Genomic DNA, 12,859 nt, shown 5'->3' on the forward strand with positions numbered 1-12,859 from the left:
ACGAGTTGAACGAGTTATTGGCTCCCCTCCCTGCCAGGGCTTCTTCGACATCGCTGACGGCGGCGCAGTTCCAGCAGCTGGCCGAGGTGCCGCCGGCGCTGACCTGGTTCGCCAACATCGCCAATCCGCAGACCCGGCGCGCCTACCAGAACGATCTGCAGGAATTCATGGCGTTCGCCGGCATCGGCCACCCGGCGCAATTCCGGAGAGTCACGCGTGCGCATGTGCTCGCCTGGCGCCGGGATCTGGAACACCGCACTTTGGCCGGCGCGACGATCCGGCGCAAGCTGGCCGCGCTGTCGTCGCTGTTCGACTATCTGTGCGAAGCCAATGCGGTTGTCAGCAATCCGGTTAAGGGGGTCAAGCGCCCGCCCACGGCCAGTACGGAAGGCAAGACGCCGGCGATCGGCGACCATCAGGCGCGCTCCCTGCTCAATGCACCGGACGCAACGACGCTGCCGGGCCAGCGCGACCGCGCCATCCTGTCCACGCTGCTGTATCACGGTTTGCGGCGCGCCGAGCTGTGCGCATTGACGGTCGGCGACGTCCAGCAACGGCGCGGCGTCGCCCATCTGCGCATCCACGGCAAGGGCGGCAAGCTGCGCTATGTGCCGCTGCATCCGGGTACCGCCGAGGTTATTGATGCGTATCTGCAGGCAGCCGGCCACGCCGGTGATGCCCAGGGCGCGCTGTTCCGGCCGCTGAAGAACAATATGCATGCCGATGGCCGGGCATCGATTACGGCGGACGGCGTGTACAAGATGCTGGCCGGCTATGCCGCTTCCCTGAAAATTGCTGTCGCCGGGTTCGGACCGCATGCGCTGCGCGCGACGGCCGCTACCAATGCGCTCGATCATGAAGCCGATATCGCCAAAGTCCAGGAGTGGCTCGGGCATGCCAACATTGCGACCACGCGCATCTACGACCGAAGAAAAATGCGGCCGGAGGATAGTCCGACTTTCAAGGTCGCGTATTAATTACGCCACCACCACATGGCGGACCATGTTCTCATTTGTGAGAACAATATCGACTAGTTCCCGCGAAATGAGGGATCATTTTTTCGCTTTGCCGGACCTGTTGAGCATCGCGCCAAGCCCGGCATGTCTAATACACGGTCTTGGGCGCACGGTTGATGCGCCCGCTGCCGTCGGACGTTTTCATTATCTGTATCCATGTTTTTTCAAATACTTGGCAGATTTTTCATGTTTTGTGGCCCCGATTACGCGGTGGCCAACGCTTCGACAAGATGTACCTTTACCCACAATGGGAGGAGCCAGTTGCGGTATTTCGGCTGCCATTTCCCGCCAAAACGCTTGAGGATCTTGTTGATTTCCGGATTGTACGGAGACCACGCCACGAGGCCGAAGTCATGTTCTGTGATCCAAACATGAATGCCGCGCCAGGAGAGCTTCGTCCTGCTTTGCACCGTCGGCAACGTTAATATTGGCGCGGAGATGTTCTCGGCATCAGCCAGTGCTTTCGCCTGCGCACTCGCTTCAATGCCCAGTTCCGCTTCTTTGGGATAATGCAGCCAGGATTTATTGCTGGTGTTATTGACGACCTCCTCCTCAAGGGTCTCCCATGTCCAATGCTCGCGAAGATCAATGTCGATGGCAATCTCCAGGGCCGCGTAGTTCATATCTTTGATCAAGGCCCTCTTGCCTTCGTCGACAAAGTGCGTAACGGCGATTTCGATCAAATACCGGTCCTCCGCTGTATCGCAAATCACATCTGGAATAATTAATCCTATCGGTTGTTCCAGGAAAACCTGATCGAAGCTCACCCATTTTTCGGGATGGGTGGCGTGGCCGCTGTGGACTGTCCCGCTCTTCTGGTTAATGACCTCCCTGGACACGATGATGGATGGGAAAACCAGTTCGCGCTTGGTAAGCAAAAGTTGTTTTGCCGCGAGATGTAATGCCGACTCACCAGCGCCGGCGCAATCCGCTCCGCTCTGATGAGAAAAATGCCATACTTTCACGTCTCCTTGCTTTGCGACAACAGACTCCTGGCAGCTAGGGCAAAAACAGGCGCAAGCGGCGCCCCGATCAGCATGCTCGATTGAAACTGCCATCCCGCAGTCATTCATGGCAAACGACATCAACACTTTTTGATTCGACATATCACCCCCTATTAGATAGACATTAAATGGAAACCAACGAACCAACTGTAGAGGCGAACTGTGCGAAGAACCCCACCACAACCCCGCCCATCCCGGTTAACGGGGTACTTGAGCCCGTATTACGGTGTTTGTTGGCCTGGTTGGAGCAAAAAAATAATGGGCAAAAGAACCACCAGATCCTCATCGCGCTGGCCAGCGAATCACTCAAAAAAATCAACGGGCCCGAGACGTCGCGGAAGTTTGACAAGAGAGACATCTGGTCCGCCTGTCAGACGGACGGTGAAAAAGACTTGGGATCGTGGCTGAAATGGCCGGATATTGAAAAATATTGGAAGGTAAGGCAAGACGATTTTTTGGACTTCGCTGATTCTTGCGGGATGGACCATTACCCCGTCCTCGAGCGTAAAGCCACGACTGGAAGAAATGAAACGCTGTACTGGATATCGGCACGGCCAATCGCCGAGCTGAAGCGGAGCGAAGCCGAGGAGGGGAGCGAGATCGGTGCCACGCTAGAGAAGGGCGCGCAAAGCAATAAGAATCCCGGCTTGGAACTTGGCTACCAATGTACCCAGCCCGGAGACATCGCGTGCGCATTCCTGTTAAAGCCTTGGCTAAGCAATGGAAAAGTTGTGCTGCAGGGGTGGCGCGCCTGGTCGGTTGCCTTGCCATTGCTCGCGCTCGGCATGGCTATGCTTGGCGTTATCTGGTTGGCGTTGGCACAGGTAGGGCGGGGGGATGTGGGCAGTAACGCAATAATTTCATCTTTGTTTCTTCTTGGCTTTGCCTATTTGTTATGGATATTTTGTATTCGCCCTATGAAGCACCTTGGTGAGGACCGCATCATTTGTGCCGAAGGGGCCGAGTCGTTTAAGGAGCAGCCGGGGCAACTGGAGCTAGTACGATCAAACGGGATTCGTACCATCCATCTGATCCGCTATTCGTCATCCTGTGCGGTATGCGGCGCCTCCGTGACGGTCGAAAAAGGGGAGCCCGACTTTCCTCGCAGATTGGTTGGCCGATGCGCAGAAAGTCCGAGGGAACATGTTTTCAGCTTCGACAGGGTGACACGCAAAGGCAAGGCATTGCGTTAAAAATGTCGACCAGCCCAATTGTCCCGAACTTGAGAAGTCTTGCGCGTATCTTCCTCATGGCCACGTGCGGGTGACGGTTTCTGGATTGGAGCCGATGGCTCTTCTTTCATAACCCTTTTTTGAGAGCCTGTGACCGGCTGTGGTTTGGGCGCAGCTTGGCGATTCGCCCGTGTGGTAATTCCAAGATTGCTGGCTATGGGATGCGGTTTTCACCGTGCTTGCCTCTGTTGAGATGCTTTCGGTACGCGCGCCAACATCAGATAATGCATTGACGCGCCTTGCTCCAGGTCGTTCGCGAGGTACATGATTTTCTGACAGCAGCGCAGCGTGCTCTGTGTGTTGATCCAGCAACTTCCGTTCGATCGCCTGGCGTATCTCCGAAACCTTCCTGGCATGCTGTATTGCCTCAGCCGCAAGTTCATCTTGCGTTTTCAACTCAACGTAATACGATCGCAACGTCTCAACGGTCAACTCCAATCCTGCCCCAGCCAATATCTGAGCGATCTTCTCGAACGCCATCCCGCGCTCGCGTGCGGCAATCAACGTGCTCATCAATTGTTTGAGCTCCTGTTTCTTCACATAACGATCGTCTGGCTGTTCGCTAAAGATCGCCGCCAGCAGCCTCTGCCGAGCCTTCTCGATGTCCTCTTTTCGGAGCCGCTTTGGCGTGGCCATCTCAATCCTCTCGCTAACGCGCAGTACAATTGTTCTATTGTCATATAAAAACACCACAATAGCATACTGAAAAAGCACCATGAAACCATCCCCGGTCAATCACACGAAAGCTGACACCTATGACACCACCAATTCTTCTACTTCGGCTTCAGCGCCAGCGTCCACTGGAGAATCCACTGAACGCCAAGACAGTCCAAGGACAGGATATGAAATGTATATACGCGACAAGTCGCGCACATACACCGGGGAAAAGCTCTCGGTTGCCTTCGGCCCCCTGCGCGCTTTTCCCCTTTTCCCCTGCTCAGGGCTTCGCCCCGAGACCCGTAATTAAAGTGAGTTAAAAATGTCAAAATCGAGAGTGCTGATAAAGTCCGCGCAGATGAATCTACGAATGGCGCCGGCAGACAAGCTGGCGATAGAAGAAAAGGCGCGGGAAAGGAATTTGACCGTCGTCGAGTTTCTCACTCGTGCCGGCTTGGGGCGAGCGACCCGTCAACGCGCCGACGTCGACGCGATCAATGAATTGCGGTTCTGCGGAGACGAGTTGAAGGGGATACACCACACCCTGAAACGCATAGCAGACGGCGACAACCTCATCACGCCGGTGACCATGGACGAGCAGATGCGCGCGATTACTTCCGCAATACAACGCATCTGGAATAACGGGGGAAATAAAGAATAATTGTCATAATTGCACCAAACCGCCGCGACGGAAAATCGTCGTTCAAGGACCTGGCCAAGTACATGACCGAAGGCATCGAGCAGTCTGGCGTGGCGCCGACCAAGACCAGTTGGGATAACCTGACGCAGTACATCACTGCGGAAAGCGTGCTGAACGCACTTGGCGAGAATGTCGAAAAGACGATCAACGTTGAGATTGGAAACGTTTCTTCACTGGCCACCGCGGCAACGGAAATGTGTGCAGTTGCGAACAAGGCAACACATGTCAAGAATCCGGCCTGTCACCATATCCTTTCGTGGCCGGAGCATGAAAGGCTGGCTACTCAAGACATCTTCAGCGCGGCCCGGGATACATTGCAGGCGCTAGGGATGGCAGATCACCGGTACATCATTGCGATCCACGCCAATACCGACAACCTGCACGCCCACATTGAAGTCAATCGGGTGCACTCAAAGACAGTCAAACCACCACACCTTGCTCGGGACTAGGCGCGCGTTGCGTTCAGTTCAGTTTTACGGTCTCTCGACTGGACCTTTCGCTCCTCCAACAGTCGATACTTCAATTGATGCAACAGAGCCGTACAGCGCCAATGCGACTGTTTATATCAATCTATACCGATGTATACGATAAAGTGGTATAAATAGGTATAAATTGATATAAATTGATATAAATGAGATGCACATGGACAAAATCAAAAATCCTTTTTCACCCGGTGCGGGATCTCCTCCGCCTGAACTTGCTGGACGGGATGGCGTTCTGGAACAAGCCCGCGTGCTGTTAGGACGGGTCCTGGCGAAACGCCCCGAGAAAAGCCTGTTGCTGACCGGACTGCGCGGGGTGGGCAAGACCGTTCTGCTCAATGAAATTGAGCGCATGGCACAAGACACAGGCTATCGCACCATTCTGGTGGAGGCACATGAGGGGAAGTCCTTGCCCGTATTGCTGGCGCCACTCTTGCGTCGTCTGTTGCTCGATCTGGACCGCATTGCCGGGGCCGGTGACAAAGTGCGGCGTGGCCTGGCGGTACTCAAAGGCTTTGTGGGCGCGATTAAAATCAAGGTTGGCGATGTTGACATCGGGTTGGATATTGAGCCTGAGCAGGGTGCAGCCGACAGTGGAGATCTGGAGGTCGATTTACCCGGCCTATTCATGGCGGTAGGGGAGGCGGCCCAAGAGCGTCGTGCGGCGGTCGCCATCCTGATCGATGAAATTCAGTATTTCAGTTCGTCGGAGTTGAGTGCGCTGATCATGGCCATGCACAAAATGCAGCAGCGTCAGCTTCCTTTGGTGCTGATTGCCGCCGGCTTGCCCATTTTGCCCGGGTTGGTAGGCGAGTCGAAATCCTACGCCGAGCGACTGTTCAGCTTCCCGGATATTGGTCCGCTGCCGGAACCGGATGCAATCAAGGCGCTGCAGGACCCGGCGAGAGAGGCCGGAGAGGCGTTTGAGCCGGCCGCGTTAGACGAAATTTTCCGACTGACCAGGGGTTATCCCTATTTTCTGCAGGAGTGGGGTTACCAGGCATGGAATCACGCTGTCGCCTCGCCGATCAGTCTGGCAGTAATTCATGAGACCAGTGATTTGGTTTCCCGGCGCTTAGATGAAAATTTCTTTCGTGTCCGGTTTGACCGGCTGAAACCTCGGGAAAAGAAATATTTACGCGCCATGGCCGAACTGGGGCCGGGTCCCCACCGTACCGGTGATGTGGCTGACAAATTGGGGGTAAATATCAGTACGTTGGGGCCCGTGCGCGCGAGCTTGATCAAGAAAGGGATGGTGTATAGCCCATCGCATGGAGACATGGCTTTTACCGTGCCATTGTTTGATGAATTCATGCGCCGAGCCATTCCCCATTTCGAAGCGTGATTGCCATGTCTCGACTGCATCAGTGCCGTGTGGGGTAGTGCGCACGCAGCTGCAATTCACGCCACGTTGACTAGACACATCAAACCGGTCGGAAAATGGATTTTAATTGCACAAAGCATCCTTTGTGCCACGACCGTGGAACAGCTGTAATACATGGTTTGGCTAGTTGCGCAAACCGGGGGCATTGGCAAATAGAATGGCAACAGGTATGCGCAAGCTCACCCAGCTAGCTTTGCGCTTGCCAATCGATTCAAGCTGACGCCTTGCTCTGCCGCCTTCATCGTTTCAAGTTTCTCGATTAACTCTCCTGCAAGGCTATCCCCATCCTTGTACGCAAAACCACCATCTCAGTGGCGCGCCAAGGAATTCCCCGTTTCTGAGGGAGTAAGCGCTACTTGTTGTAGCGTGTGTATTGCCGTTGCTATATCGTCGGCCGAGTTGATGACAATGCGCTGATAGGCAGGTTCAGCGCGACTTTGGAAGTCGCAAGGCATCGACAACAAGCGACAGCGCTGATGAGGAGCGACGACTTGCATAGTAGAGGTGATATCCGGGAAAGGTGATCTCCCAGTCATCGAGAGTCGTCACGAGCAGCCCTGCAGCGAGATGCTCACGGACCATGTCGTCCGGCAGCCAGGCCAGCCCATTCCCGGCCGCTGCGGCATCGGCCATCAAGTCGCTCCTGTTAAACACGAGGCGGCCCTCGACGTGGGCGGTAGTGATTTGCTCGCCATGCTTGAATTCCCAGGCCAACGAACCGCCGTATGTCGGCAGGCGCAAACCAATACAGTCGTGCTCGCTCAGCTCCTGCGGCGTCTGCGGCGGCGGATTGCGTTTGAAATAAGCCGGACTTCCCACGACCACCATGCGCATGTCCGGCGCAATGCGCAACGCAATCATGTTTTTGGCAACGTCGCCGCCAAGGCGGATGCCGATGTCGAAGCGCTCCGCCACGATGTCGACAAATCGGTTGTCGCTGCTTATCTCGATCTTGATTTCGGGATAGTTTGGTAGCCACGGCAAAAGTCTGGGCCAAACGATTGACCGCACCGCGTGTTCGGTCGCTGTGATCCGAACAGTGCCAACGGGCCTGCCGCGCATGTTGCCGAGGACTGCCAGCTCGGCTTCGATCTCGGCCAGCCGAGGCTCGACAGTTCGGAACAACTGCTCGCCCGCTTCCGTGGGTGCAACGCTTCGCGTCGTGCGGTTGAGCAACTTCAGATCAAGCCTGCGCTCCAGCGATCGGACTGTTTGGCTGAGAGCGGACTGTGTAACGCCGATCTGAGCGGCTGCGCGGGTAAAGCTCCTCGCCCGCACCACGGCAGCAAAGGCTGCAAGGTCGTCGAAAACTGCCATTGATTAGATCTCCTAATAATTGAATGTCGTTTTAACAGGCTAGTCATTGAATGTCAACTGACCTAACCTAGATGGATCGACACAAGACAGGAGAAACATCATGAAAACACGTCAACTGGGCCGCAACGGCCTTACCGTTTCTGAACTCGGCCTTGGCTGCATGGGCCTGAGCTTCGGGCTCGGCCCCGCCTCCGACAAGGCAGAAGGCATCGCCATGATCCGCGGTGCTTTCGAGCGCGGCGTGACCTTTTTTGACACGGCCGAAGGATATGGCCCGTTTACCAATGAACTCCTCGTCGGTGAGGCAATCGAGCCGATCCGCGAGCAGATCGTCATAGCGACCAAGTTCGGGTTCAAGCTCGACGCGAACGGCGCGATGGTCGGCCTCGACAGTCGCCCTGAACATATTCGTGAAGTCGTTGAAGCTTCATTGAAGCGCCTGCGCACCGACCGTATTGACCTGCTGTACCAGCACCGCGTCGATCCAGCCGTGCCAATTGAGGACGTAGCCGGTGCGGTCAAGCAACTGATCGCCGAGGGCAAGGTCAAATATTTTGGTCTTTCTGAAGCAAGCGCTAAGACTGTGCGACGTGCGCACGCGGTCCAAGCCGTTGCGGCGATTCAGAACCACTACTCACTTTGGATGCGCGAACCCGAGATTGAACTGTTAACACTCTGCGAAGAACTCGGCATCGGCTTTGTCTCGTGGGGGCCGCTCGGCCAGGGCTTCCTGACCGGTCAGATCACACCGGATACTAAATTCGACGACGCGACGGACTTGCGCGCTACCTTCCCGCGCTTTACGCCGGAGGCGCTTAAGGCAAATTTTGCTGTGGTTGATTTTCTCCGGACGATGGCGGCCAGCAAGGGCGCGTCGCCCGCACAGATCGCGCTCGCCTGGCTGCTTGCTCAAAAGCCGTGGGTCGTGCCGATCCCTGGCGCAACAAAGCTTGCGCATCTCGACGACAACCTGGCCGCATCCGATCTGATCCTCACGCCTGAAGACTTGCGACACATCGATGAGGCATTCGCAGCCATCGACGTGAAAGGCGCTCCGCTATCGGAAGGCCTCACCTCAATTGCTGACCGATAGGAGGTAGAAATGACCCGCGTTCTTATCCTCGGTGCAAACGGTCAGGTCGCTCGCCACACGACCGCGTGCTTTATTGAAAACACAGATGCAGATCTGACGCTGTATCTGCGCCATGCGAGCCGACTGAAGAATCCAGACCCACAGCGGGCAACAATCCTCGAAGGTGATGTCCTCGACCGCGCAGCCTTGATCGATGCGATGAAGGATCAGGAAGTTGTGTTCGCCAGCCTTGCCGGCGATATGGCCACGCAGGCCCGGAACATTGGGACGTCAATGAAAGAAGTCGGCCTGAAACGGCTGATCTTCATCAGCTCGATGGGCATCTATGGCGAAGTGCCGGGGGAGAAGTACCGCAGCGTACTGGACCCATACCGTGACGCCGCCGCCGTCATTGAGGCTTCAAGCCTGGACTACACGGTTCTGCGTCCCGGCTGGTTTACGCATAACCCGAAAGTCGACTACCAAATCACGCAGAAGGGAGAACCGTTTCACGGACACGACGTGTCGTTGAACAGCCTGTCCGATCTGATCGTCAAGCTGGCTCTCGATCCAACGCTGCACGTCCGCTGCAGCCTCGGTGTAAGTCTGTGAACGCAATCTAAACGCGTCATCAAAGGAACAAAAAATGCAAAAACGAAAACTTGGTAAAAGTGGTTTAGAAGTCTCCGCCCTCGGGCTCGGCTGTATGGGCCTGAGCTACGGCTACGGACCTGCAACCGACGCCGCTGATGCCATCACGCTGATTCGTGCAGGCGTCGAGCGCGGCATCACCTTCTTCGACACAGCTGAAGCCTATGGCCCGTTCATCAACGAGAGCGTAGTTGGCGAAGCGCTTGAGCCGATGCGTGATCAGGTCGTGATCGCAACCAAGTTCGGCTTTCGGGACGGAGACACGACCAAAGGGCTCGACAGCCGGCCGGAACGCATTCGGCAGGTTGCCGAAGAGGCGCTGAAGCGCTTGCGTACAGACCGCATCGATCTGTTCTACCAGCACCGCGTCGACCCGGCTGTCCCGATCGAAGATGTGGCCGGCGCAGTCAAAGAGCTGATCCGCGAAGGCAAGGTGAAGCATTTTGGCATGTCGGAAGCTGGCGTTGAGAGCATTCGTCGTGCTCACGCGATCCAGCCCGTCACCGCTCTGCAGAGCGAATATTCGCTGTGGTGGCGTGAGCCCGAAAAGGAGATCCTTCCGGTCCTTGAGGAACTCGGTATCGGCTTCGTGCCGTTCAGTCCTCTTGGCAAGGGATTCCTGACCGGCGCTATTGATGCCGAGACATCGTTCGGCGCAAAAGATTTCCGCAACACCGTACCGCGCTTTGCACCGGAGGCGCGCCAGGCGAACCGGGCGCTCGTGGACGTGCTGGCAGGCATCGCCACCCGCAAGCAGGTCACGCCTGCCCAGCTCGCGCTCGCGTGGCTGCTTGCGCAGAAACCGTGGATCGTTCCGATTCCCGGCACGACCAAGCTGCATCGTCTTGAAGAAAACGCTGGCGCTGCGACGGTCGTGCTGTCACCCGACGACCTGATCGAAATTGAAGTGGCAGTTTCCCGCGTCCCGGTTCAGGGCGCGCGCTATTCGGCAGACCGGCAAAAGCTCGTCGGTAAGTGAAAACGCCGCGCTAAAGAACATCACCCCAACCAAGAAGGAATAGACCATGACTAACGTTGTTGTTGTTATCGGAGCCGGTTCAATCGGCCAGGCTATCGCACGCCGCGTCAGTGCCGGCAAGCATGTGCTGCTTGCAGACCTGAAGCAAGAGAACGCGGACGCTGCCGCGAAGGTTCTTGCTGACGCCGGCTTCGACGTGACGACGGCTGTCGTGGATGTGTCGTCACGCGCATCGGTTCATGCCCTTGTTCAGATCGCTACAGGACTCGGAAGCGTGACCGGCTTGATCCATGCCGCTGGCGTTTCGCCGTCGCAGGCCTCTGCGGCCACAATCCTCAAGGTCGACCTGTACGGCACCGCCCTTGTGCTGGAAGAGTTCGGCAATGTCATCGCGGAGGGTGGCGCGGGCGTGGTCATCGCATTGCAATCGGGGCACCGCTTGCCTGGCCTGAGCGCTGAGCAGAACGCAGCTCTCGCAACCACGCCAGTTGAAGAATTGCTGGCGCTCTCCATGCTGCAGCCTGACCAGGTTAAAGAGTCGCTGCATGCTTATCAGCTCTCGAAGCGCGGAAATTCTCTGCGGGTCATGGCCGAAGCGGTGCGATGGGGCAAACGCGGCGCGCGCATCAACACGATCAGCCCGGGCATCATTTTCACGCCCCTTGCCAGGGACGAACTGAGCGGTCCGCGCGGTGACGGCTACCGCCGCATGATCGATCTGTCGCCCGCCAAACGCGGCGGCACCCCGGACGAGGTCGGGGCTGTCGGCGCACTGCTAATGGGGCCGGATGGTGGGTTCATCACCGGCAGCGACTTCCTTATGGACGGCGGTGTGACGGCATCTTATTGGTACGGAGAACTCGCTCCGAAGTGACCGGCAGGTATGTCGGCGTTACGCGTCTTACCCCAAAAACTGGAACCCGCAATCAACCTCAAAGGAGACTTCTCATGCAACTCAAACGTCCAGGCTCACAGCCATCAGCCAAAGGCCCCGAGGAATATTTCACCGGGAACGTACGCGTCGACATGCTCAACGTCGCGCCCGCGCCCTCACGCGTCTCATGCGCGAGCGTCACATTCGAACCTGGTGCCCGCTCTGCGTGGCACACGCATCCACTTGGACAGACGCTGATCGTCACCGCAGGGTGCGGATGGACTCAGTGTGAAGGTGAACCGATCGTTGAGATCAGAGCCGGCGACGTAATCTGGTGCCCTCCCGGTCATAAGCACTGGCACGGTGCCACGCCCACGACTGCGATGACTCATATCGCAGTCCAGGAGGCGATTGATGGAAAGAACGTGAACTGGATGGAGAAGGTCACCGATGCGGAATACTTTGCAGGCTCGTCCGCACCAGAAAAGAACACCAAGTAATTCTCGCCATCTCGCCGCAGAGGGAGAGCAGCATCGAACAAATCAGCCACCCGGGCGAGAAGACCATGAATCGCGTCACTGCCTGGATGACGGCAGAACCAACCTCACCGCGGTAACTTTGAAAGGAACTACCATGCAAAACGTCACCTTGAACAATGGTCTTCAGATGCCGATCGTCGGCTACGGCGTCTTTCAGATCCCCGATCACGCGGAATGCGCACGCTGTGTCGTAGATGCCATCGGGGCCGGCTATCGACTTATCGATACAGCAGCCTCCTATATGAACGAAGAGGCCGTCGGCAAGGGACTGAAAAATTCCGGCGTGCCGCGCGATAAGCTGTTTGTTACATCCAAGCTTTGGGTGCAGGATACTGGATACGAGCGCACCTTAATGGCCATTGACAAGTCGCTTCGCCGGCTGCAGCTTGACTTTCTGGACCTTTACCTCATCCATCAGCCGTATGGCGACGTTCATGGCTCATGGCGCGCGATGGAAGAAGCCTACAAGGCCGGCAAGCTGCGCGCCATTGGGGTCAGCAATTTTCAGCCTGATCGCCTGATGGACATCATCGCCTTTAATGACGTGGTCCCTGCCATCAATCAGATCGAGATCAACCCCTTCCATCAGCAGGAAGAGAGCGTGAGCTTCATGCGCGATAACGGCGTGCAGGCAGAAGCCTGGGCACCGTTCGCCGAGGGGCGCAACAACTTGTTTCAGAACGAGGAGCTGGTCGCCGTGGGCGAAAAGTATGGTAAATCAGTTGGTCAGGTCGTTCTTCGTTGGCTCGTTCAGCGCGGCGTCGTATCCCTTGCCAAATCCGTCCGGAAGGAGCGAATGGAAGAGAACCTCGACGTTTTTGATTTTGCGCTGGATGACGCCGACATGGCGCGGATTGCGATGCTGGACAAAGCGGAAAGTAGCTTCTTCTCGCACCGCGATCCGGCAATCGTCAAGTGGATGAGCGAGCGAAGGCTCGATGTTTAAAGCATA

At 56.7% G+C, this 12,859-nt stretch carries 14 protein-coding genes; 11 read left to right on the forward strand and 3 right to left on the reverse strand.

Annotated features, from left to right (window positions below; genetic code table 11):
• The first annotated feature begins 5 nt into the window (after positions 1–5).
• Complete coding sequence (locus tag AC3CHX_RS31410) at positions 6–977, forward strand: tyrosine-type recombinase/integrase (RefSeq protein WP_488645416.1); 972 nt, start codon at positions 6–8, stop codon at positions 975–977.
• 242 nt (positions 978–1,219) lie between these two features.
• Here the strand turns inward: AC3CHX_RS31410 and AC3CHX_RS31415 are convergent, their stop codons facing one another.
• Complete coding sequence (locus tag AC3CHX_RS31415; protein ID WP_488645115.1) at positions 1,220–2,122, reverse strand: competence protein CoiA family protein; 903 nt, start codon at positions 2,120–2,122, stop codon at positions 1,220–1,222.
• A gap of 26 nt (positions 2,123–2,148) precedes the next feature.
• Here AC3CHX_RS31415 and AC3CHX_RS31420 point away from each other — a divergent pair, with 26 nt between their 5' ends.
• Positions 2,149–3,213 carry a hypothetical protein gene (locus AC3CHX_RS31420; protein ID WP_488645116.1) on the forward strand — a complete coding sequence of 355 codons (1,065 nt, stop codon included), beginning with the start codon at positions 2,149–2,151 and terminating at the stop codon, positions 3,211–3,213.
• A 54-nt stretch (positions 3,214–3,267) separates the two neighbouring features.
• Here AC3CHX_RS31420 and AC3CHX_RS31425 read toward each other — a convergent pair whose 3' ends face one another.
• Positions 3,268–3,969, reverse strand: a complete 702-nt coding sequence (locus tag AC3CHX_RS31425; RefSeq protein ID WP_488645117.1) for a hypothetical protein — start codon at positions 3,967–3,969, stop codon at positions 3,268–3,270.
• Between the two features lie 262 nt (positions 3,970–4,231).
• Between AC3CHX_RS31425 and AC3CHX_RS31430 the strand changes: the two genes are divergently transcribed.
• The 3 genes from AC3CHX_RS31430 (at position 4,232) to AC3CHX_RS31440 (ending at position 6,436) form a co-directional block, all read left to right on the forward strand.
• Positions 4,232–4,570 carry a plasmid mobilization protein gene (locus tag AC3CHX_RS31430; RefSeq protein WP_488645118.1) on the forward strand — a complete coding sequence of 113 codons (339 nt, stop codon included), beginning with the start codon at positions 4,232–4,234 and terminating at the stop codon, positions 4,568–4,570.
• A 62-nt stretch (positions 4,571–4,632) separates the two neighbouring features.
• Positions 4,633–5,058, forward strand: coding sequence for a relaxase/mobilization nuclease domain-containing protein (locus AC3CHX_RS31435; RefSeq protein ID WP_488645119.1), 426 nt, complete (start codon positions 4,633–4,635; stop codon positions 5,056–5,058).
• Positions 5,059–5,251: 193 nt separating this feature from the next.
• The gene (locus AC3CHX_RS31440) at positions 5,252–6,436 is read left to right on the forward strand and encodes an AAA family ATPase (protein ID WP_488645120.1); all 1,185 of its coding nucleotides are present in this window, start codon (positions 5,252–5,254) and stop codon (positions 6,434–6,436) included.
• 465 nt (positions 6,437–6,901) lie between these two features.
• Here the strand turns inward: AC3CHX_RS31440 and AC3CHX_RS31445 are convergent, their stop codons facing one another.
• Positions 6,902–7,792, reverse strand: coding sequence for a LysR family transcriptional regulator (locus tag AC3CHX_RS31445; protein ID WP_488645121.1), 891 nt, complete (start codon positions 7,790–7,792; stop codon positions 6,902–6,904).
• A gap of 100 nt (positions 7,793–7,892) precedes the next feature.
• Here AC3CHX_RS31445 and AC3CHX_RS31450 point away from each other — a divergent pair, with 100 nt between their 5' ends.
• The 6 genes from AC3CHX_RS31450 to AC3CHX_RS31475 all read left to right on the forward strand — a co-directional run bounded on the left by AC3CHX_RS31450 (position 7,893) and on the right by AC3CHX_RS31475 (position 12,853).
• Positions 7,893–8,885: an aldo/keto reductase gene (locus AC3CHX_RS31450; RefSeq protein ID WP_488645122.1), complete on the forward strand. Its 993-nt coding sequence runs from the start codon at positions 7,893–7,895 to the stop codon at positions 8,883–8,885.
• Positions 8,886–8,894: 9 nt separating this feature from the next.
• Positions 8,895–9,476 carry an NAD(P)H-binding protein gene (locus tag AC3CHX_RS31455; RefSeq protein ID WP_488645123.1) on the forward strand — a complete coding sequence of 194 codons (582 nt, stop codon included), beginning with the start codon at positions 8,895–8,897 and terminating at the stop codon, positions 9,474–9,476.
• 34 nt (positions 9,477–9,510) lie between these two features.
• Positions 9,511–10,494: an aldo/keto reductase gene (locus AC3CHX_RS31460; RefSeq protein ID WP_488645124.1), complete on the forward strand. Its 984-nt coding sequence runs from the start codon at positions 9,511–9,513 to the stop codon at positions 10,492–10,494.
• 46 nt (positions 10,495–10,540) lie between these two features.
• Entirely contained in the window at positions 10,541–11,368 is an 828-nt protein-coding gene (locus tag AC3CHX_RS31465; RefSeq protein WP_488645125.1) for an SDR family oxidoreductase, read from the forward strand.
• Positions 11,369–11,442: 74 nt separating this feature from the next.
• Complete coding sequence (locus tag AC3CHX_RS31470; protein WP_488645126.1) at positions 11,443–11,868, forward strand: (R)-mandelonitrile lyase; 426 nt, start codon at positions 11,443–11,445, stop codon at positions 11,866–11,868.
• Positions 11,869–12,001: 133 nt separating this feature from the next.
• Positions 12,002–12,853, forward strand: coding sequence for an aldo/keto reductase (locus tag AC3CHX_RS31475; RefSeq protein ID WP_488645127.1), 852 nt, complete (start codon positions 12,002–12,004; stop codon positions 12,851–12,853).
• Positions 12,854–12,859: the final 6 nt, after the last annotated feature.

It is taken from the genome of Glaciimonas sp. OK215 (assembly GCF_057787885.1).